At 43.4% G+C, this 21,269-nt stretch carries 22 protein-coding genes and 1 pseudogene; 18 read left to right on the forward strand and 5 right to left on the reverse strand.

The window, feature by feature from the left end; genetic code table 11:
- Positions 1–591: 591 nt before the first annotated feature.
- The 3 genes and pseudogenes from rho to ABH09_RS05520 form a co-directional block, all read left to right on the forward strand.
- A pseudogene (rho, locus tag ABH09_RS05510) lies at positions 592–1,857 on the forward strand (transcription termination factor Rho); the annotation flags it as partial.
- A 116-nt stretch (positions 1,858–1,973) separates the two neighbouring features.
- A complete protein-coding gene (gene rpmE / locus ABH09_RS05515; RefSeq protein WP_162663371.1) occupies positions 1,974–2,177 on the forward strand; it encodes a 50S ribosomal protein L31 in 204 nt (67 codons plus the stop codon).
- Positions 2,178–2,250: 73 nt separating this feature from the next.
- Complete coding sequence (locus ABH09_RS05520; protein WP_162664758.1) at positions 2,251–2,901, forward strand: PAQR family membrane homeostasis protein TrhA; 651 nt, start codon at positions 2,251–2,253, stop codon at positions 2,899–2,901.
- Positions 2,902–3,061: 160 nt separating this feature from the next.
- On the opposite strand, the gene ABH09_RS05525 is transcribed toward ABH09_RS05520, so the two are convergent.
- From ABH09_RS05525 to ABH09_RS05545, 5 genes are all read right to left on the reverse strand, one after another.
- The gene (locus tag ABH09_RS05525; RefSeq protein WP_253715520.1) at positions 3,062–4,228 is read right to left on the reverse strand and encodes an ABC transporter permease; all 1,167 of its coding nucleotides are present in this window, start codon (positions 4,226–4,228) and stop codon (positions 3,062–3,064) included.
- Positions 4,215–5,270, reverse strand: coding sequence for an ABC transporter permease (locus tag ABH09_RS05530; RefSeq protein ID WP_253715521.1), 1,056 nt, complete (start codon positions 5,268–5,270; stop codon positions 4,215–4,217). Before ABH09_RS05530 ends, ABH09_RS05525 begins: the two co-directional genes overlap by 14 nt.
- A complete protein-coding gene (locus ABH09_RS05535; protein WP_253715522.1) occupies positions 5,270–6,220 on the reverse strand; it encodes an ABC transporter ATP-binding protein in 951 nt (316 codons plus the stop codon). The genes ABH09_RS05530 and ABH09_RS05535 overlap by 1 nt, the downstream gene beginning before the upstream one ends.
- 139 nt (positions 6,221–6,359) lie before the next feature.
- Entirely contained in the window at positions 6,360–6,962 is a 603-nt protein-coding gene (locus tag ABH09_RS05540) for a response regulator (protein WP_253715523.1), read from the reverse strand.
- A 22-nt stretch (positions 6,963–6,984) separates the two neighbouring features.
- Complete coding sequence (locus tag ABH09_RS05545; RefSeq protein WP_253715524.1) at positions 6,985–8,097, reverse strand: sensor histidine kinase; 1,113 nt, start codon at positions 8,095–8,097, stop codon at positions 6,985–6,987.
- Positions 8,098–8,345: 248 nt separating this feature from the next.
- On the opposite strand from ABH09_RS05545, the gene ABH09_RS05550 reads away from it, so the two are divergent.
- From ABH09_RS05550 to ABH09_RS05620, 15 genes are all read left to right on the forward strand, one after another.
- On the forward strand, positions 8,346–9,104 hold the full coding sequence (locus tag ABH09_RS05550; protein WP_253715525.1) for a tetratricopeptide repeat protein: 759 nt from the start codon (positions 8,346–8,348) through the stop codon (positions 9,102–9,104).
- Positions 9,082–9,960, forward strand: coding sequence for a hypothetical protein (locus ABH09_RS05555; protein WP_253715526.1), 879 nt, complete (start codon positions 9,082–9,084; stop codon positions 9,958–9,960). Before ABH09_RS05550 ends, ABH09_RS05555 begins: the two co-directional genes overlap by 23 nt.
- A 14-nt stretch (positions 9,961–9,974) precedes the next feature.
- The gene (locus ABH09_RS05560; RefSeq protein ID WP_253715527.1) at positions 9,975–10,688 is read left to right on the forward strand and encodes an ABC transporter ATP-binding protein; all 714 of its coding nucleotides are present in this window, start codon (positions 9,975–9,977) and stop codon (positions 10,686–10,688) included.
- Entirely contained in the window at positions 10,688–11,905 is a 1,218-nt protein-coding gene (locus ABH09_RS05565; protein WP_253715528.1) for an ABC transporter permease, read from the forward strand. The genes ABH09_RS05560 and ABH09_RS05565 overlap by 1 nt, the downstream gene beginning before the upstream one ends.
- A 2-nt stretch (positions 11,906–11,907) precedes the next feature.
- The gene (locus tag ABH09_RS05570) at positions 11,908–12,777 is read left to right on the forward strand and encodes a hypothetical protein (protein ID WP_253715529.1); all 870 of its coding nucleotides are present in this window, start codon (positions 11,908–11,910) and stop codon (positions 12,775–12,777) included.
- Between the two features lie 395 nt (positions 12,778–13,172).
- Positions 13,173–14,243, forward strand: coding sequence for a hypothetical protein (locus tag ABH09_RS05575; protein ID WP_253715531.1), 1,071 nt, complete (start codon positions 13,173–13,175; stop codon positions 14,241–14,243).
- A 5-nt stretch (positions 14,244–14,248) separates the two neighbouring features.
- Complete coding sequence (locus ABH09_RS05580) at positions 14,249–15,535, forward strand: hypothetical protein (RefSeq protein WP_253715532.1); 1,287 nt, start codon at positions 14,249–14,251, stop codon at positions 15,533–15,535.
- A 122-nt stretch (positions 15,536–15,657) separates the two neighbouring features.
- Positions 15,658–16,251 carry a TetR/AcrR family transcriptional regulator gene (locus ABH09_RS05585; protein WP_253715534.1) on the forward strand — a complete coding sequence of 198 codons (594 nt, stop codon included), beginning with the start codon at positions 15,658–15,660 and terminating at the stop codon, positions 16,249–16,251.
- 129 nt (positions 16,252–16,380) lie between these two features.
- Entirely contained in the window at positions 16,381–16,974 is a 594-nt protein-coding gene (locus tag ABH09_RS05590) for an MptD family putative ECF transporter S component (RefSeq protein ID WP_253715536.1), read from the forward strand.
- A 252-nt stretch (positions 16,975–17,226) separates the two neighbouring features.
- Positions 17,227–17,433: a type II toxin-antitoxin system HicA family toxin gene (locus tag ABH09_RS05595; RefSeq protein WP_162663385.1), complete on the forward strand. Its 207-nt coding sequence runs from the start codon at positions 17,227–17,229 to the stop codon at positions 17,431–17,433.
- A gap of 10 nt (positions 17,434–17,443) precedes the next feature.
- Positions 17,444–17,833, forward strand: a complete 390-nt coding sequence (locus ABH09_RS05600; protein ID WP_253715537.1) for a type II toxin-antitoxin system HicB family antitoxin — start codon at positions 17,444–17,446, stop codon at positions 17,831–17,833.
- Positions 17,834–17,967: 134 nt separating this feature from the next.
- Positions 17,968–18,663: an energy-coupling factor transporter transmembrane component T gene (locus ABH09_RS05605; RefSeq protein WP_253715539.1), complete on the forward strand. Its 696-nt coding sequence runs from the start codon at positions 17,968–17,970 to the stop codon at positions 18,661–18,663.
- Between the two features lie 17 nt (positions 18,664–18,680).
- On the forward strand, positions 18,681–20,198 hold the full coding sequence (locus tag ABH09_RS05610; protein ID WP_253715541.1) for an ABC transporter ATP-binding protein: 1,518 nt from the start codon (positions 18,681–18,683) through the stop codon (positions 20,196–20,198).
- 123 nt (positions 20,199–20,321) lie between these two features.
- Positions 20,322–20,705, forward strand: a complete 384-nt coding sequence (locus tag ABH09_RS05615) for a VOC family protein (RefSeq protein WP_162663391.1) — start codon at positions 20,322–20,324, stop codon at positions 20,703–20,705.
- A gap of 22 nt (positions 20,706–20,727) precedes the next feature.
- Positions 20,728–21,144, forward strand: coding sequence for an EamA family transporter (locus ABH09_RS05620; RefSeq protein WP_162663392.1), 417 nt, complete (start codon positions 20,728–20,730; stop codon positions 21,142–21,144).
- The last annotated feature ends 125 nt before the right edge of the window (positions 21,145–21,269 follow it).

The following is a 21,269-nucleotide window of genomic DNA, read 5'->3' on the forward strand; positions in this document are numbered from 1 at the left end:
AACACTTGGATGCCTACGGGCAGCAGCTATTCCAAACAGAAAAAAATCCCTGTAATACAATCGTATCGTAAGCGCTGTATGCAACGATAGGTTGTTGATAAAGGCTTTTTGTTTGGATATTGTGGTTTCTAAAACAACTTATCAAAGCTAATCTTTCTTAGGAAATACTCCGTATCTTTTTGATATTTTAAAAAGCAAAACTTACTATGGAGAAATTTTATGACAATCTTAAAAGTACGCCGTTCGCCTTTTACTGCTGACGGAGCCGCTCCGGATTTCCAAGAACAACCTGAGTTGAATCTGGAACAACAAGAGGCCGCGGGTACTGCGTCCCTTGAATCTGATGGGTTTGCACACCGAACAGACAGTAATGCAGAGTATTCTTCTGCGCCCGATGAACCGCCTGAAAAAAAATTAGTAGTACGGCCACGTATGCACAGAAAATCATCCTTCGACGGAACTGCGCCTGAGGTAGAGAAGAAACCGCGCCGCCAATCTTCTATGCGAAGAACCTATAATCGAACGCAGGATTCCACCGCTGTCGGTGCAGATGGAAATATCGGTTCCGAAGACAATGAGAATAAACTAAAATTGGTTATTAACGATTTGACACGTATGGGGATGCATGCCCTGCGTGATTTGGCAGCGCAATATGGTATACCACACGAAGATATGGTTGCGATGAAAAAGCAAGAAATTATCTTTTTTATTCTGAAAAATCATACCGAAAACGGCGGAATTATTTTTGCCTCAGGCGCTTTGGAAATTCTACCCGATGGTTACGGTTTTTTGCGTTCGCCGCAGAATAGCTATCTGTCCGGTTCCGATGATATTTATATTTCGCCGAGTCAGATACGGTTGTTCAATCTTAAAACGGGCGATACCGTATACGGGCAAATCCGTTCACCTAAAGAGGGAGAGCGTTTTTTTGCTCTGCTGCGGGTTGAGTCGGTAAACTTTGAGGATGTTTCTATTGCTCAAAGCCGTATTCCCTTCGATAACCTTACCCCGCTGTATCCCCGCCAAAAACTCAATCTGGAAACAACCAGCGAACTTTATTCAACTCGTATTATGGATTTGTTTTGTCCGATCGGGAAAGGGCAACGTTCTTTGATTGTTGCGCCTCCACGTACCGGTAAGACAATATTGATGCAGCAAATCGCGAATGCTATAACGCAGAATCATCCTGAGGTATATCTTATCGTTTTGTTGATTGATGAACGGCCGGAAGAAGTTACCGATATGGAGCGAACGGTGCACGGCGAGGTTATCTCCTCTACTTTCGATGAACAGGCAACGAGGCATGTACAGGTTGCGGAAATGGTATTGGAAAAGGCAAAGCGGTTAGTCGAACACAAAAAAGATGTGGTGATCCTACTTGATTCCATCACACGTCTTGCCCGTGCGTATAACCAAACGGTACCGACTTCCGGTAAGGTGTTATCCGGCGGTGTCGACTCGAATGCATTGCATAAGCCCAAGCGCTTTTTCGGTGCTGCCCGTAATATCGAAGAAGGCGGAAGTTTGACCATTATCGCGACGGCTTTGATAGAAACCGGCAGCCGTATGGATGAGGTCATCTTTGAAGAATTCAAGGGAACGGGTAATATGGAAATCAACTTAGATCGTCGATTATCAGATCGCCGTATATTCCCTGCGATTAATATTAAGAAGTCGGGCACCCGTAAAGAAGAACTTTTGATTAACGAGGCTGATTTGCAACGGATTTGGCTGTTGCGGAAGGTTATCAATCCGATGGATGACATCGAAATTATGGACTTACTTCTTGACAAAATGAAGAAAAGTAAGAATAATGAAGTGTTCTTGAAATTGATGAATTCCGGAACCATGCAATAATACGGCCGCGGCTGATTGATGCTGAAATGGTATAGTAAACCTCTAAAAACTAGCTAAAGTTTTTAGAAATACCTATAGTAATGCTCTTTTCGGGGCAGTGTATAAGAGGTGTTATAATGAAAAAAGATATTCATCCTAATTATGTGGAAACAACGATTACGTGTGCATGTGGAAATGTTATTCGGACACGTTCTACAGAAAAAGATATTAAAGTTGAAATTTGTTCTGCTTGTCATCCTTTCTTTACCGGTAAACAGAAACTGGTAGATACAGCCGGACGTATTGATCGCTTTAAGAAACGCTACAATATTAAAGACTAAGAGTCCGTTATTCCGCAGAATCAAAACACTAAAACGGATTGGTTTTAGTGTTTTGTTTTTTATGGGGGCGATGATGGCGCACGTGATTACAAAACGATATACAACCGGCGAAGAAATTGTCAATGCAATAACACATGGCATTGGAACGTTGCTTTCGATTGCCGGTTTGGTGCTTCTTATTATCCGGGCAGTTCATTATGCGCCTGATGAATACCGGGCGCGATGTATTGTCGGATTTACAATATTCGGATCTTCGTTAATTATTTTATATTTGTTTTCAACACTCTATCATGCCTTACCACTCGGTACAAAAAAAGTATTCGGTATATTCGATCATTGTTCAATTTATATTCTGATCGCCGGAACCTATACCGCTTATTGCCTTACTGCGCTGAGAGGAGCGGTCGGTTGGTCTATCTTCGGTGTTATCTGGGGGTTAGCCGTAGTCGGTATTGTGCTCTATGCGATATTTGGAAGCAGGGTACGTGTGTTATCGGTTGTTACCTATATCCCGATGGGATGGCTTATTATATTTGCTGCAAAGCCGCTGAAAGAACAACTCCCTCTACTTAGCTTTCGCTTCTTAATTTTAGGTGGTGTACTCTATACCGCCGGCTGCGTTTTTTATGCTATGAAAAAAATAAAATGGATGCATGGCGTGTGGCACCTCTTTGTGCTCGCCGGAAGCATCATGCATTTCTTTTCTATTTATTACAGCATATAAGGGGACTGGCACTTTCCGTTAGCTTTCTATGTTTTACTAATACAATACTTCCATCCTTCTCAAGATACTCATAGATTTTTTTCACTACCATATCCTGTATCTGCTGTAATCATTTTAGAAGTACGCTATCCGGACGACATTCAATGACATTTTGTTATGCTTACTTCTGTGCAAACTCGATTTTATTTCGCGTTCTGTTCAGCTTACTGAAATAGACGCCGAGCGTAAAGTACAGCAATAGGAACAAAAGCTGCATACCGATATTATTCCAATCGGGGCGCAGCATCCGTTCGGTAAAAGTATTTGCACGCACGTAATAGTATGTCGGAAAGACTTGAGCGAGCGTAGTAATGCTTTTCGGCAGCAGTTCCTGATCCAAAAAAATCCCCGAAATAAAGGCAAGCGACAGGGGAAGCACCGTACCGACAATCCCCATTACCGCCCCTTTTTTTAACGCGGCGTTCAGCATAAAAACCGCACTTAAAACCACCGCTGCGTAGACGGCAGCGTTCAGCGTATAGCTTGCAAGCGGCAAGGTACGGATAGTCTGCCGGTACATTAGCGCGGCAAAGGCAATTAACACCGCAAGAAAGAGGGCTACGGCGGTCAGCTGCGCAGCAAAATTTTCAAAAGCAAGCCGCATATTCGACACCGGTGAAACGGCCGTGCGGATTCTCAGTCGCTCGTTATTTAATTCAAACAGCGCCCAGCCGATGGAATTGATAATCAGCGAGAATATCGCCCATCCCAGAAAATTGAAAAAATATTTAAGCCCTGCGGCAGTCGATGTGTCTTCCTCTCGGTTCACATTGATAACCTCGGTTCGTACCGCAAGCGCGTTTCGTACTTTTTCAAAGTCGAAAGCCCCCGTTGCTTCCTTTGTTGAAAGTGCAAAGCGTAAAAAGGTTTGTATCTGTGAATCGATATAGAACGCTGCCGCTTGTCTGCCGTCTTTAATGCTGATGATTCCTTTTTGTCCTGATTCTGTTTTCTGTTCAAATCCTTCGGAAATAATCAATCCTGCATCAACTGTACCGACGGAAATATTTTTTCTGAGCTTTTTCAAAAGCGCTTCATCGCTTAAACCGAAACCGTCTAAAAGCGTAACCCTGTGTTTTGTTTGCAAGTAAGCGGTCAGCTGCTCCGAAAGCGGTGAATGATCTTTATCTGCAATGCAAACGGTAAGCGGCGTTTCGGAAAAACCGTGCGCATTCCTGCTTTCCGGCTGCAGCATTAGAAAACACAGCGATAAAAAGATAGCGAGAAAGATAGCGGTGCCGATTTTCCGCTGCCACACCATCAGCAAAAAATGCTTATAGACTGTCATACTGTACCTCCCGCGCATTAAAAAACGCAATACTTAAAAACAGCGCGATGAATCCTGAGTACACAATAAAAAATAACGACGCTGAATCGTATTCGTGCAGGATATTGATGTTGTATAATGTATCTGTAAAAAGCGCGATGGGGTTTATTTTACTCAGAATCGGAACCGAAGCATCCAACGCGGTTTTGACACTGACACTCATCATACCGGATAAAAAGGAGAGAAACAGCGAACTGAACACGCCTATCATCACTTTTGTGTTTTCCGTCAGTTTGGGAATTGAGCCGATACAGAGGCCGAAGGCGGTTCCGAACAGATTTGCATAGATCAACAGCGGAACCGTTACCGCAAAATCCGTGATGAGGTTAAGTTTTAACACAAGCATCACATAGCCGATGTATAAAAGATTCGATGCAAGATTAAAGCAGACAAAGAAAAGAACGCCGGAAAGATATAGTCTGAACCGCTTGATAGGCGCTGCGGACATTCTTACCGCTAATTTTGAAATATTTGCCTGCATGCGTTCGGGGATGGATATTGCACCGAACATACTGTAAATGGAGACCATCGCCAAAAGCGAGTAGAATAAAATCATCATCGAATTGTTTTGTTCATCCTTACTGTCGATGAACCGTTTCCGGTAAACAGAAGGCGTTATTGGGATACCGAGCGCATCGGTTTGCTTTATCTGCTCTACTATATTTTTAACGATTGTCTGTGCGGTACCGTCTTTGTATATTCTGATCGATAAATCGTCTGCGATAAACACTTGAATACTGCCTTCGCGCAAAGCGGCATCGGCAGCATCCTGTTCCATCGAGATAACATGCACTATCGGAATAAAATTAAGGATGACTCGATGGGGATTTGTTTTGGTAACGCCGGTGTTTATAGCGGTACTTAATCCCCGTGTACTGATGGCGGAGAAGATCACAAAAAATAGCGACGATAACAGGATCGGATATGCTACTGTCCAAAACATTCCTTGCACCGTCGAGATCATCGAAATTGCCGTGTACTTTAATTCGCGTAAAAAATTCATCAGTCCCGCAGCTCCTTTCCCGTAAGCTCTAAGAAAATGTCGCTGAGACTGGGACGTTCGGAATACAATTTGCGATATGCGAGCTGCCGTTTATTGATAAAGAGAATCAGCTCGTTTAAGTTGTTGATGGAGTTTTCAAAGGTGATCAGCCATTCCGAGCCGTTTTGTACAACGCCGGTTACGTGCGGAATGGTTTTCAATGCTTCTATTATACTGTCAGCGGTATCGTGCAGACCGACAAACTCAACGACAACTTTTTCGCTGGTGCGGATAAGGTCTTTCAACTCGTCAAAGGTACCGTTTGCAATATCCCGTCCGTTATCCATAATCACCATGCGGTCGCAGAGCTGTTCCGCTTCTTCAAGGTAGTGCGTGGTGTACACAATGGTGCTGCCGTTTTGCGCCAGCTTTCTGATACCGGAAAGAATAAAGTTTCTGCTTTGTGCATCGACGGCAACGGTCGGTTCGTCCAAAAAAATGAGTTCCGGCTTATGCGCAATGCCGCAGGCAATATTGAGCCTCCGTAATAATCCGCCGGACAGCTTTTTCGCTTTATACGATTCGTAGTTGTTAAGGCCGACAAAGTCGATTGCTTCCTCTACCAGTTTTTTTCGTTCGGCTCCGTTATCGATGTACAGTCCACAAAAGTAGTCGATGTTTTGTTTAACGGTAAAATCGTAATAGACGGATACTTCCTGCGGCACAAGGCCGATTTTCCGTTTTATTGCAAAAGCGTCGGGACGCATCGGCTCATCAAAAATCCTGATCTCGCCTTTATCGTACTTTAACAGCGAAAGGATGCAGTTGATTGCCGTTGTCTTGCCGCAGCCGTTCGGTCCCAACAGCCCCAGCACTTCTCCTTTTGCAACGTCCAAATTAAAATGATCCAATGCGATTTTTTCTTTATACCGCTTAACCAGATTTTTTACCGACAATACCGGTGTGTTCATACATTCTCCTCGTCGATTCGGCTGTTCCATCAGCCGTTTCCCTTTCCGTCAATTCAGGTATGCGTATTGTACGCTTTTGTCCAATCTAAAAAAAGTGTGCAATATCATATCGACGTATGACATTTGTCATTGGTCTTCTCTATTTCGTATAATAATATACAAGGAGCTGTGTGCGGTCGCGCAGATTCAGTTTTTCCAATATCGAAGAAATATAGTTACGAACAGTACCTTCGCTTAAAGAAAGGCGCTGCGCAATTTCCTTATTATTCAGTCCGTCCGCTAATAAATCCATCACATCGTTTTCGCGGGAGTTCAATTCTTTAAATGATTTCCGTTCCTGTTTTGCAACGGGAAGGTTTGTAATAATTTCGGAATCGAAGACAACGCTTCCCGCTGCAACGGCGTGCAGTGCAGGCGCCAGCAGGCGGATATTCTGTTTTAAAATATAGCCTTTGCACCCGAAATTAACAGCCCGCATAATGTATTCTTCGTCATTAAAAGTTGTCAGTAATAATATTTTTGCGTCTTTGTTTTGCGCAAGGATTTTTTCCGCAGCCTCGATACCGCTCATTTTTTGCATACGGATATCCATAAGCAAAATATCAGGCTTATATCGTTCAAATAGCTCTTCGGCTTCCGTTCCGTCAGAACCGCAGGCAACAACTGTAAAATTATTCGCCGTCAAAATTGTTTTAAGCGATTGTATTACCAGTGGATCATCATCTATTATTACGATATTCATTGTATGCCTCCGTAAAATGGTATCATTTCTTTGGAAATGTTATATGCACCTTAAAACCGTCTTGGGAATAAAAATGAATGGTGCCGTTATGTCTTGCGGCAATTTCGCTTAAAACGGTAAGCCCGATTCCCTTAACGCACGGTTCGGTAACGGAACAGCCTGTTCCGTTATCCTGTACCGATACCGAATAAAATGCAGGATGCTCCAAAATACTGATTACCATTGCCGAAGCCCCGCTGTGTTTTAAGGTGTTTGAAAGACATTCTTTTATTACCGAAAGAATATCGTATTTTAACGTATACGGCATCGTTTCCGTTTTACAAGTTAGACGGATATGCAAGGTCTGCGTAGACGAAGCAATCAACTTTTCGATGCCGGTTTGCAAATCGAACGAATCGTTATGCAGATTATGAAGACAATTACGTATTTCGGTCAATCCCGCTTCCAGCGAATGTTGTAACATATTGAGATTTGTTTTTACCTCATCCTGCACGGTAATATACTGTAATGCATTAACCTGCACTATGGCGGCACTAATGGTATGACCGATCGAGTTATGCAGTTCTCCCGAAATACGATTCCGTTCAGCTAAGATCGCTGCTTCTAAATTTTTCAGCGCTTCATTTTGCAAATGCCGTTTTTGAACCTCGTTTTGAAGAGTGCGTTCGGTAAGCGAATCCTGCAAGGCTGTAAATTGTTTGGAAATACTATCGTATCGTTTTTTTTCGATTGCATAAAAAAAGATGATGGCGGTAAAAACAAAGAATGGAATGTTTAAGCAGGTAAGAGTGCAGCTCAAAATAATTACTTTAACTGCGATTTCTTTCGCATTGAAAAAAAACGACGGTGTTTGCCGTTTGGGATGTTCTTTTTTTCCGCTGCCAAAATCTGACATATCAAAATCCGAAACTAAAAGCACCGGTGAGAAAAACAGGATGACCTTACCTAAGGCAAACACTGCGAGTATAAAAAGGCCAAAGCATGCTATTCTCAGTTTTTTGTTTTCCGTCATTTCCAGCCAAAGAGAAAGTGAAAAGCAGAGTATAAAATAATGCACTGTCGAAACGCCGCTGGTCTGCATCAAAAAAAGAGCACACAAAAGATTGATCAAAAATAAACGTACTAGGACAATCATATCGATAAAACCGTCTGCTGTCTTCGCGAAGCTTCTATGGTATTCACATGTACGATAGACTTTTTACGGCCTGATGTCTAGCTTAATAAACGAAAAAAGATGACAAATGTCACGGTACCCAATGACGTTTCTCACTGACTTTTTTAAGCTAAACTTCTATAATGTTGCATAAAGGTACATAAACCGGATTTTCCGAAATCCGTTTTTCCAACGGAAACTGCTGAAATTTCTACAATGAGGATGATACTATGAAGATACGGACAGTTACGGCGGTGTTTACAGCGTTGCTATGTATGTGTGTAATGCCGTTGTGCGCTCAAGAAGCGTATAATGATTTTTTAAAGTTTAAAATCGATCTCTATAATGCGGAAAGCAAAGAAGCTATTCAAACTCACATTGAAGCATATCGAAAGAAAATCGAAGCGTCAAACCTGACCGAAGAAGAAAAATTGATGCTTTTTACATTGCTGGCAGTCGAGCAAACCGATATGGCGGGCAAAGCAAACGCAAAGCAAAATTACCGACTTTTAACCGAACAAGATGATCGGTGCAAAGCGTTTATGGAAGGTAAAAAAGACAGCGAGGTAAATGTGTGGCTGCTTGTCGGCTGGGCGGATATTAAATCTCGATTGGCAGGGTTTTCATCAGGGCAGACGATGTACGATGAGGCGCTCCGTTCCCGTCATCTCTATGAAGAGGCGCTTAAACAAAATAAGAAATTTTCGCAGGGGCATCTTTCATACGGGCTTTGGCTGTTTTTTGCCCCTCCTATTGCAGGTGGAGGAACCGATGCTGCGCTGAAAGCATTTTCAAAAGCGGTTTCGTGCTCAGAAACACCGGAGGAAAAATACCTCGCACTGCTGTACCGTTCACAAGCATATATCGCACTTGAAAACCCAAAAAAAGCTGCTGCCGATTTACGCGCTGCACATGACCTTTTCCCTAAAGAAACCTTTACGCAACTGGTAAGCGAAGGAAATAAAAATGGCAAACTATTTTTTGAATAAACGCGCGATGCTGTTCGTATGGTGCATGGCGCTGTCTGTATATGCATACATGGAAAGTCCCGCTGCTCAAAATGCGCCGCTACCTCAGGAGCAAACACAAACGGAAATGACCGTTGCCGTCAGCCAAGCGCAGGCACCTATTCAGGGCATATTGTCTATTGCTGACTGTAAAGCTCTTGAAGAACAGTATTACCGGATGCAGTCATTCGATCCGCAGCTGTTGCTGGACAGTTTTGACCGGATCCGGGAAGCGCTTAACACTTCTTTTGAAGATGCGGGGCTGCTTGATCTGTATTTTGAACACGCAAAGTTGATTTCCATGCTGTATGTCTACGAGGGAAACCGGCAGTGCGGAAAATACGATACGCTCATACAGGGTGAAGCGCAGGACTTTTTACGGCAAGCAGAAAAATTGACCCGAAAACATGCGGGATTCACAAGGGAACAGATGTCCGCCCTCTTTATGCGGTATGCAAATTATCTGTATACAAAAATAGGCGTGCCGAAAAATACTTTTGCAATCGCCTCGGCAGTACCGGTGCTATACCGCAAGGCACTCATGCTCAATCCCGGTAACACTGAAGCGGCGGTAAAACTGGCATGCTGGCATATCTTCCCCGCTGACGTAACAACGGGGAATTACAATAGCTACATCGAATCGCAGGAGGAGTATATAGAGGAGTTATCTGCAGCAGACCGGTTTAATGCGTATCTTTTATATTCAATTTACTCTATGAAAAAATATGAAAGTACCAAAGGACGCGCCTATTTACAAAAAGCTGCCTCATTGTTTCCCAATCATGTGTTGCTCTTGCGCGTCTATGAAAATTACCGAAAGGGAATATTCAGTTTATAAAAAGGAAACGGTATATGACGGATAGAGAGAACAAAGAAATACACGGTTTAGCTGTCAAAAATCTGTATAAAAGTTATACGATAGAAAAGAACAACTATGAGGTTAATAAAGATATCAACCTATCCGTTCCGCCTGCATCGCTCGTATGGATTTACGGAAATTCGGGCGCGGGCAAATCTACATTTTTAAATGTGATTACCGGCATCGACACACCCGATGCGGGAAGTGTCAGTTGGGATGACTCCGAAATCAATACCATGAATGTGAACAAGCGCGCTCAATTTCGGCTGGAACACTTCGGGCTGATTTTTCAGTTTTTTGAATTGATTAAGGCTCAGACTATTTACGAAAATGCCGCTCTTCCATTGAAGATAACACGGAAATCAAAAAAAGAAATTGATGCGGTACTGTTTCCGCTGTTCGAATATTTTGATGTGCGGTCTCTCATTCGTAAAAAACCGGATCAACTTTCAGGTGGAGAAAAACAGCGGGTGTCTATTGTCCGTGCACTTTCTACCAATCCGCGCTATATTATCGCAGATGAAATTACCTCCTCGCTTGATACAAAACGTTCCCATCAGGTGTACGGGTATCTACGCAGTTATATAAAAGAGAAGAACGGTATCGGTATCTTTGTTTCGCACGACCCGATCATCAGCGAATATGCAGATACCGTGTACACTATGCAGGCAGGCTGCTTAATGGAACAGAGGCAAGGAGACCGTTGATGTTTTTATTGAAGAGCGTATGGGACAATATTCTGTTTCATGCAAAACGCAGTTTTCTTTCGGTGTTACTGATTACAATAGCGTCAAGCGCAATGCTGCTGTATCGCGGTTTTGTGGAATATTCCGAACAGGGATTAGCACTCAGCTTTATTTCAAATTCGGGGCATATTCAGGTAAGCATGAAAAGCGCAGCTGAGCCGCAGCATACCGACAATACCGGCACGGCACTGTTAAGTGCACGGGATATGGAGATGCTGCGGAGCATCTATGCGGATATGCCTGCGGTGAAATCTTCCGATGCGGTATTAAACTTTCAGGGGATTATCGGTACCGATACAGATACGGCTGTGTTTTGGGGCGCGGGGTACGATTCACCGCAGCGTTTGGGCGCAACGGAAGGGACACCGGTATTTGCAGGAGACCAAAGCCTTGTGCTGGGTAAGGCGCTTTTTGAAACACTCAAACTGAGTACGGCGCAAGAACCCTTTGTCAACCTTATGTCTTCGATCGGAGACAGCGGTTTGTTGACAGGATCCTTTGAAGTAAGCGGATGGCTCGATACAGGTACTCCGCAAAACGATGCCGGTTTGGTGATTGCTTCCCGCAGTGCGCTGCTCGATTTTTTTGAGCTGAAAGATTCCGCTTCGTATATGCGTGTGTACCTCCACAAAGATACCGATATGCCCGCTGCACAGGCTGCCTTCGATTCGTATTTCGCCGAACATCAGCTGCCGTATCAGACGCAGAATTGGAAGGAGCGCAATCCTTCGTGGGAACAAATCAGCGGTTTATTCCGCAATCAATCTTCTTTTATCAGCATCATTTTGTATATCTTGATTTTTACGGCATTGACGCAAAGCCTTTCCGCAAGTTTTATGGAACGGCTCGGAGAGTTCGGCACGATGGAAGCAATCGGGCTGAAACGCTCCTCCGTTATGCAGATGCTGGCGCTTGAGGTATGCCTCATCAGCCTTGCCGGTATTATCGGCGGCATCGTGCTCGCGCAGCTGGGAAACAGTCTGACGGAAATAGGTAATATTACCATGACCCCGCCCGGATATACACGGGCATACCGCCTTAATTTTTACATCACCCTCCCGGCGATTTTGACAACCCAGTTTTTTATTTTTTTAACCGGCATTATTTCCGTGCTGCATCCGATGTACACTATTTGCAAACATAGCACGGTGCAGCTTATTCATTATAATGGAAGTTAGGTATGAACACACACATAAAGATAGTATTGTTCTGCGTGGCGATATTTTCCGGCATAGCGGGATTATGCAGCGCGGTGTTATATGCTGATGAAGTGCAGAACCGGACGGACTATGAACGCTTTCTTTCAGTGAATAAAGCGTATGGTTCAGACCGGACGGTGTTGGTACAACAGCGTATTATAAAGCAGAAAAAGAACGCTCAATCTAATAGCGTTGCGAGTAAATCGGAGACGGCGTATTGTTTGTTCCATAAAAATGGGCAGTGCGTACGGATGAAAACGAAAAGCGGTATACAGTATTTTTTCAGCTCCGATCAGGGGTATTGGCTTTTAACGAAAAAGCTGAAAAGCCCGTTAAAAATTTCAGGTTCGTATAAGGTTGAGGAGTTTGAAATTCAGGATATTCTGAAAATCGATTTTAGAAACGAATATCGGATCGCGGATTCAACGGACGGCATTTTAACGCTTGAGCGGACATCGTCAAAGGCCGCGTATAAATTCGTACTGTTTGAAAAAACGGATGATGAGGTATTCGAGCTGACCTTTACCGATACGAAAAAAAATCCGGTGAGGACATTACGATACAGCCGCGGTATAGTCGATGGGTACGAATGTTTTAAGCAAATCGATATATATAATCTGCTTTTTGATAAAGACATGGTAAACACATGGATAACGGAAGGGATAACTCCGACTGATGTTCCCGCAAGTCTTTTTCAGTATTCAAATATGAAAATGCTCAGTCAAAAAATGGAACGTTTATTTTCAGCCGCTGAAATAGCGCGGCTGAAAAACACGTCGAGTTTGCTAACCGCAAACGTCGCTTATTCTATGTACGCTATCACGTACCAATTCAGCATTCTCCAAAGTTGACACTTTGTTCGACTGCTGAATTTTAAGGAACGTTTATTTTCATCCACTGAAATAGCGCGGCTGAAAAACACGTCGAGTTTGCTAACCGCAAACTCGATGATGAACGTATGCGCATTCTGCGCATCAATGCAACAGTTTCCAAAATTGATATTTTGTTCAACTGTTGCATTTATAGGAAGGTATAACTTCGGCAACCAAATGAGGTTGCCTTGTTAACCGATGAGTTTGCCTTGCGGCAAACGTCACGTATTGTATGCCGTTTCTCACTAACGTTACGAAACGGCGTGATGCGCCAGCCTCCAAAATTGACACTTTGTTCGACTGGGGCATTTTAAGGAAGGGCTTATTCAATAGGCCATCTTTTAAAAATTTAAGGTTAGAGGTTCACAAGAGTAATGCGAAAAGCGATAGCCTATTTATTTTTTTTATGCATTGCATTTTCCGTGTGCGCACTTTCCGGCATTGATTCGGTACAGGTAGGTGCAGGATTTGAAGTGCAGCATGAATCAATATTTTTACAGAAGAATACAAATGAATATGCGCCTGATACTATTCCGAATATGGCTGGTACTGTGTTTTGCAATATTGAACTTTCTGCAGGTAATCAAAATTTTCTTGTACAGCCGGGGATTCTTGTAAAAGAGCAAAAGTTCAGACCGTTTTTTAGAAAGCTGCGTTATTCACTTTTTACCGACCGATTTTCGCTTTCCATCGGAAAGGATTCATTTTCTTTTGGGGAAGGTATAATGAAAAATTATTTTTTTGTGCATCTTCCTCAATCAGACAGGTTTGGAAAAAAGATCTATCCGTTGGTGTGGCATACCGTGTTTGAAGTACCGGTCAAGCAATTCCTGTTGACCTCCGGTATTTTTGCCGATGCCGATTCAACGGCGTTCCGGAAAGTACCCAAGTGGTACAGCCTTTGGACAAAAGCTGTGTACTCCAATCCGGTCGTATCGGTGGGGCTTGAAGCAGATGCACTGTTGCAACCGGAATTACCGGAGACAGCTGCCTCCGCCGGACAAAAAAAAGCCTATACCTGTACCGCAGCAGCGGAGATTTCAGCGCTGCTGCCATATCAGTTTAAGCTCTATGCCAATGCGCAACTGCCGGTAGACTTGCTGCATAAAAATATCACCGATTGGGGAACGCTTGCCGGTATTTCAAAAGATTTTCTATTGAACTCGATTACGTTGAGTTCAATTGCAGAGGTATCGTATTCGACGGAAGGATTTGCGTATTCGGTCTTTCAAAGTATGGGGCTAGCCGACTATGCACAAATTTCCGCCGGAGTGCAGGGACTGGAAGCAAAAAAGCTCGTTGGAATTATGCAGGCGGAGTTTTTCATATCTGATTTTTCGATTAAAATCGGATATATTTCAAAAGATATGCTGAAAAAGCAAACGACGGATATGAGCTATCTTGGTATACTTTCGATTGCCGTCAGTTTTAATGGAGATGTATAAAAGTTATGGATGAATTTTTACTTTTTAAAAAGATCACTACGAAAAAGATGATACGGAACATAAGCCGTGAGATGCGGCGGTATTGTGTGCTTTGTCTGCTGTTGTACGCAGGGATAACGGGATACGCACAGTCCACGCAGAATACTGCTGCGGCATCGGCTTCTGTTGTATCCGAAACCGATAATGCGGTAGCGGATCATACCGTAGCGGCATCCGGCATCGCAACGGGAGAGACACCGGACGGTAATACCGGAGCCGGCGAGCACTCCACGGATACTGCCGACAATCCCGGCGACACAGCTTCCGGCACTTCGGCGAATGCCCCGCTGGATTTTCACATTAAGGTGTCGGCATTTAAAATAATTTCGCAGTATTACGGCTTACCGCTATCAGTGCGATTCGGATGGTTTTATCGGAAAGAAGACTTCAGTGTCTTTCCCAATGCAGGGTTTTCGTTCTCGGTTGCCGATACACCGGTGCTGGATACCTCGGTCGGATTAGCGCTCCAGAAAAAGTCTTTCTTTTGGAGCGGCTACGCCGTATATGACATTGTTCCCTTCGCCATGCATAAAAAAGCTGCTGATCAAGCGGTCTACGGGATAACTTCCTTCGGTTTTAGTTTTCCCAGAATAAAGGTAACCATGCCGCTTGTTGCCGGACGGCTGCGGAAAAATGAGATCATCGGAGATGAGTGGAGTACCGTAACCGCACCGACGGTGGTTACTCAGGTTTCTGCAGGATTGCAGCTGGATTTTTTCCTTACCGATCTCGGTTTTTTTAAGAGCACCGGTACCGCTGCGTTTTATTATCATTGGATACCGAAGGCTGCATTTCATTATTATACTGTTTCGGCGGCAATACCCGCTTCTTTTCACCTCTATTATGTTGATATTGCGTTCATGTATTCGCTCTTTCATACCTCAACCGTGCAGTACGGCAAGGCTGCTCCGTTCAGCCGCTATGCGATCGGACAAACTCAAAGCGGCATGACCGGGCGCAGTACCTTTAAAACGCAGGCATTATTTAAAGATATGCATCTGTTCAGCGCTGAGTTCCGTTGGTACCCTGCGCGGATTACCGCCCAAACAAACGGCTTTTTTCTTTCGCTCTTTGCCGATGTCGGCTTCGGTATTACCAAACGGCGCAAAGGTTCTCTCTTCTATGAAGCAGGCGGCGGACTCGGCTACAACCTTTACGACAGTGTTCCTTTAACTTTTCAGGTAGGTTTCAATCAAAAGATGCAACCCGTATTTTACTTCAGTGTAGTTTCCCGGCTTTCACACAGGCTGTAATGGCGCGTAGTATTTATTATCTCGATATAGATGCCTGCAAAAGTAAGCCGCTTGACACATTTCTCCCCTTGAAATATACTCCTCCTATCGAGGGTTTCCTCGGTAAAGAGAAGTTCATTACTATGCAAAGAACACGATTACTTCCCGAAGAAAGAAAAAAGGAAATTAGAAAAGCAGCCGCACGGAAATTCCTCGAAAAAGGATTCTCAGCAACCACAATGGAGGATGTGATAGCTGAAAGCGGTTTATCCGTCGGCGGGGTGTACTACTATTACAAAAATACCGGCGACATTCTCTACGACATAATGGAAGAGGCTAATAAGAGCCGTATCGAAAAGACCTTGCACCGGCATCAACAGGGGAATTACAGCACTCCTGAAGATATGGCGGCGCAGTTTATTACTGAAAAAATCATCGATGAAAATCCGTATAAGCCGCTTTACGCCATGTTTTTATTGGAAAAGAGCCGCGATCCGAAATTACAGCACCTGTTTGAAAAACTAAGTACCGACGGTTTCCAGGAAATGCTTGACGCTTTCGGACAAGCGCAGAATGCTTGCGGCATCGAACAACTCGATTCATTTTTATTTACTTTTATGAATGCACTTACGATCGGTTTTGAATATCTTGGCGAAAAAGAACTTTTTAAAATGAAAAAACAGGCGATCACCGAAATGGTCAAAGCCTATCTTGTGTATAAAAATAATGAAGAATGATTAATGGGTATCCTCTAAACACTAACCTTGAATTTTTAGAGATGTTTAATGAGGAATTATACATTGGAGTAATCACACATTACGCATTACAAATTATAAATTATAAATTATAGTATTGGAGGTCTAAATATGAATACTCAAAAAGGGTTATCGGTAAAAGACTTGGTAACAACCGGTATTTTTACCGCATTGATGATTGTGTTTACAATGCTCGGCGGCATGTTTTTTGCACCTAATCCGGTATTGACGTTTTATATGCCGATGGGCTGCGCATTATTGTGCGGTCCGGTATATTTGTTTTTAGTCGCAAAGGTTCACAAACGCTGGAGCATTACCATCCTCGGCATCATTTTAGGCTTTTTCTTTTTTGTTACCGGAATGCATTGGTCGATGGCACTCGGCAATATCGGAATGGGCATTATCGCCGACATCGTTGCAGGGATCGGCACCTATACCAATAAAAAACTCAATGCACTTTCGTATATGCTGTTTATGCTTTCAAACACCTTCACCTATCTCATCTTTTTTATCGACCGGGATAGATGGATACACGCTATGCTGAAAAAAGGCACCGACGCTTCCTACATTGAAACCATGAACACCTCGGCAGCATCATGGATGCCTGTCGTGATTGTCGGCGGAACATTGCTCGTTGCAGCATTCAGTGCATGGGTAGGCAGCAAGATGCTGAAAAAACAATTTGAAAAAGCAGGGGTTGTGTAATAATTAGTAATTTGTAATGGATAATGGATTAATGTACCGGTTGATTACACATTACCAATTAACAAAGTGATGAGTAAGTAACTTCTAAAGATATAGACATGCGCACTTAAAATACGTATCATATAATTATGACTGCAAAAGAAGTCTTAAAATTATTAAAACAAAATGCTTCCTTAAAATTGAATAACTGAACAAAGTATCAACTTTTGAAGTTGTTCAATTCGTGCGCGGAAAGCGCACATATAATCTGCGATGTTTGCAGGTAGCAAACTCGCAGTGTTTTTCAGTCGCGCTATTTCAGCGACTGAAAATAAACCTTGGTATGTTTATGAAACAAAAGGGTCTCATTGTCAACTAAAACATTCGGAAATGTCAGGTAAAATAACAATCCCGATGCACAGCGGTGATTTAAAACCCGGCACTTTGAATAGCATCTTAAAACAGGCAGGATTAAAATAGGAGGCTGTGTATGCATAAAATGACTTATTTAGCAGTGTTTGAACCGGCAGATAACGGCGCTTATAGTGTTTATTTTCCGAATGTTGCAGGCTGTATAAGCTATGGAAAAAACTTTCAGGAAGCACAGGCAATGGCACAGGAAGCTCTTGAATTGCATATATACGGTATGGAAAAAGACGGAGATAAATTACCGATTGAAAATTTTTCCAATATACAAACCAATATAGGTGACATAGTATATGCAATTACTATTTATCCTGATTTTGTAAAAAAAGAAATGGATAACAGAAGAGTGAGAACAAATTGTACTATCCCATATAATTTAAAACGAAAAGCAGAAGCGCAAGGGATAAACTTTTCTCAAGTATTAGAAGCGGCTTTAGAAGAATTATGCAGTTGATAACTGCGTATTTGTTATTCCTTGTAATGCAGACTGTGAAATAATTTAGTAATGCATAATTTGTAATGAGAGGTATTCATCTAATTATGATTATGCATTGGATTACCCATTATCAATTGCTAAAGAGCTATTTTATGGAACAACGAGTAAAACTCATTCTTGACCCGCGGACAAAGCTTTTTATACTACTCTTGTGCGTTATTGCGGCCTCTCTTGCACCGTCTCTTTTATACGGAGCAGGGCTTGTCGTCCTTATTGGAATGATGGGAATCTTGTGCGGGTATTGGCGTAGTGCACTAACGGGGATCGCCGGTTATGCGCTCCTGTATGCGCTTACACTGTGGGCAGCCGGTCTGACGGGCACACTGAAGACAACACTGCTGGCTGCGTTTGGGCTGTTTCACAAGGTATATCCCTGCGGTATGATGGGCGGCTTGTTTATCACTTCAACAAAGGTGAACGAATTTTTATCTGCGATGCATCGGCTCCGTGTTCCGAAAAAGATTGTTATTCCGCTTGCAGTAATGATCCGTTATTTCCCCACAATCGGTGAAGATTGGCGGTACATTAAAGATGCAATGCGGATGCGTGATGTGTCGCCGACGCTTGCAGGATTTGTGAAACAGCCGACCATGACCGTTGAGTGTATTTACGTGCCGTTGCTGTCAGCGGCATCAAAAACAGCTGACGAGCTTTCTATTGCTGCCCTTACCCGCGGTATCGAAAATCCCCATCCGCGAACGTGTCTTGTGCAGACTCAATTTAGGTTTGCAGATGCCATAACCGCTGCGGTCTTTTTACTGTATACAGCGTTGGCATTGCTATTTTAAAAAGGTCTTATACTGTCATGATAACGATACGAGATGTTTCTTTTACCTATTCCGGTAATGAAACGGATGGCATACATCATATCAACTTGGAGATACAAAAAGGTGAATGCGTTCTGCTCTGCGGACGTTCCGGTTGCGGCAAAACAACGGTTACGCGATTGATCAACGGATTAATTCCTTCCTTTTATATGGGCACGCTCACCGGTTCCGTACTCATTGACAATCAGACCCTTGGCGAATTACCGCTGTATAAAATTGCCAAGCGGGTCGGTTCGGTGTTTCAAAATCCGCGGACACAATTTTTTAATGTTGATACCGACAGCGAAATTGCATTCGGTATTGAAAATGAAGGATATCCGCAGGAGCAACTGGTACAGCGGGTACGGCAAACAGCCGAAGAGCTGCATATCGAAACTTTGAGCGGAAGAAATATCTTTGAGCTTTCCGGAGGTGAAAAACAAAAAATCGCCTTTGCCTCGGTGTATGCAATGAATCCCGACATATATGTACTTGATGAACCTTCGTCAAATTTGGATTCGGAATCGATTACTGCGCTGCAAAGCTACATACGGAATATAAAAGCACAAGGGAAGACAGTCATCGTTGCGGAGCATCGGCTGTATTATTTAGCTGATCTTGCAGATAAAATCGTATATATGGAAAACGGCTGTATTGCCCGCATATTCACACCGGTGGAGTTTAAGTCGCTTTCTGCTGAAACACGTCACCGAATGGGGCTGCGGGCAATTCATTTACAGGAAGAAATCCCTTTCTCTCTACATAATGAGGCAATGGATATTCGCTCAGAAACTCCCTGCCGTATGAACGGAGCAGCGTCGGTTCAGATCACACAAGATACGGCTCAGTCTCCCCAACTGCCGATTCAGCCAGCGCTGGCAGTGCCGCTTACGTTAGCGCTGCAGAATGTTTCACTGTACCGTAAGAAAAAACTAATCCTCCATAATCTTTCTTTATCTGCCCATGCAGGAGAGATTATTGCAATTACCGGCGCAAATGGTACGGGAAAGACAACCTTTGTCCGTGCATTGTGCGGTCTGCACAAGGAAACATCCGGCAGTTTTCTATGGAACGGAAAACCGCTTAAACCGAAAGAACGGTTACAGCGTGCATATATGGTGATGCAGGATGTGAACTACCAGCTTTTTGCCGAAAGCGTGGAGGCAGAATGTTCATTCGGTTTGAAAACAGCATCGGAGACTGCGGTAGAAGCAGCGCTTAACGCTTTGCAGTTAACGGAAATTCGTACACGGCACCCCGGCTCTCTTTCAGGCGGACAAAAACAGCGGGTTGCTATTGCGGCAGGACAGGTAAGCGCTAAGCCGCTGCTTGTGTTTGATGAACCCACAAGCGGACTTGACTACGATAGCATGGCGCGGGTTTCCGCTGTTATCCGCAGCCTTGCAGCGGGGCGCATCATCTTTGTCGTTACTCACGACTATGAGTTTATACATAAAGCCTGCACACGGATTTTGCATTTAGGAAACAATACGCTCCTGTCCGATCCGCAGCTCTAGAAATGTAGATTTATCCAATAGACTATGAGGGGCGGAGATGGTAATACTTGCAGTTTCGCGGCAGTGCTCTGCACCGGTGGTGTGGATTGCAAGATATAGAAAAAGAATGTAATGGAGGCAGAAATGAAAATTGAACATATTGCTATGTATGTCAATGATTTGGAAAAAGCAAAAGACTTTTTTGTTGACTATTTTGGCGGACATCCCAATGCCGGATACCATAATAAAACGACCGATTTCCGCTCATATTTTATCACCTTTGATGAAGGTGCACGGCTGGAAATTATGAAAAAGCCGCATGTAGCTGATTGTGAGAAAACACTTGCGCGTACAGGCTATATCCATATTGCGTTTTCCGTCGGAAGCAAAGATGCGGTTGATGCCTTAACTGAAAGGCTTAAAAAGGCAGGCTTTGAAGTTGTAAGCGGGCCGCGGACAACCGGAGACGGATATTATGAAAGTTGTATTGTCGCCATTGAAGATAATCAAATTGAAATTACGGTATAAAGGGAAAGCGTAAGGCGGTAACATGATGTGGGCGGTTTTTGCATTTCTATCCGCTGTTTTTGCGGCACTCACTTCTATTCTGGCAAAAGTCGGGATTGAAGGAGTAAACTCAAATCTGGCAACAGCGGTAAGAACGGTTGTGGTATTAGCTATGGCGTGGGGCATGGTTTTTATTACCGATACGCAGGATGGAATTATGGACATCAGCAAGAAGAGCTGGATATTTCTGATTCTTTCAGGCTTGGCAACAGGGGCTTCATGGCTGTGTTATTACAAGGCATTACAAATCGGCGAAGCATCCAAAGTTGTGCCTATCGATAAGTTAAGCGTAGTGATTACATTGATTTTAGCAGTGATTTTTCTGCATGAAAATATGAATGCAAAATCGATACTTGGTTCGCTGCTGATTACGGCAGGCACCCTTTGTATGGTGCTGTAAAGATGGTACACTGTCTGCATATCAAGATTACGGGAACATAATCCATGCGTATTTTATCATCAATCCTCAATCATCAATGTGTGAGACGATTAAAACAGCCTGATGTGTGTCTCCGAAGCAACCAT

It is taken from the genome of Treponema sp. OMZ 803 (assembly GCF_024181165.1).
GTDB lineage: Bacteria > Spirochaetota > Spirochaetia > Treponematales > Treponemataceae > Treponema.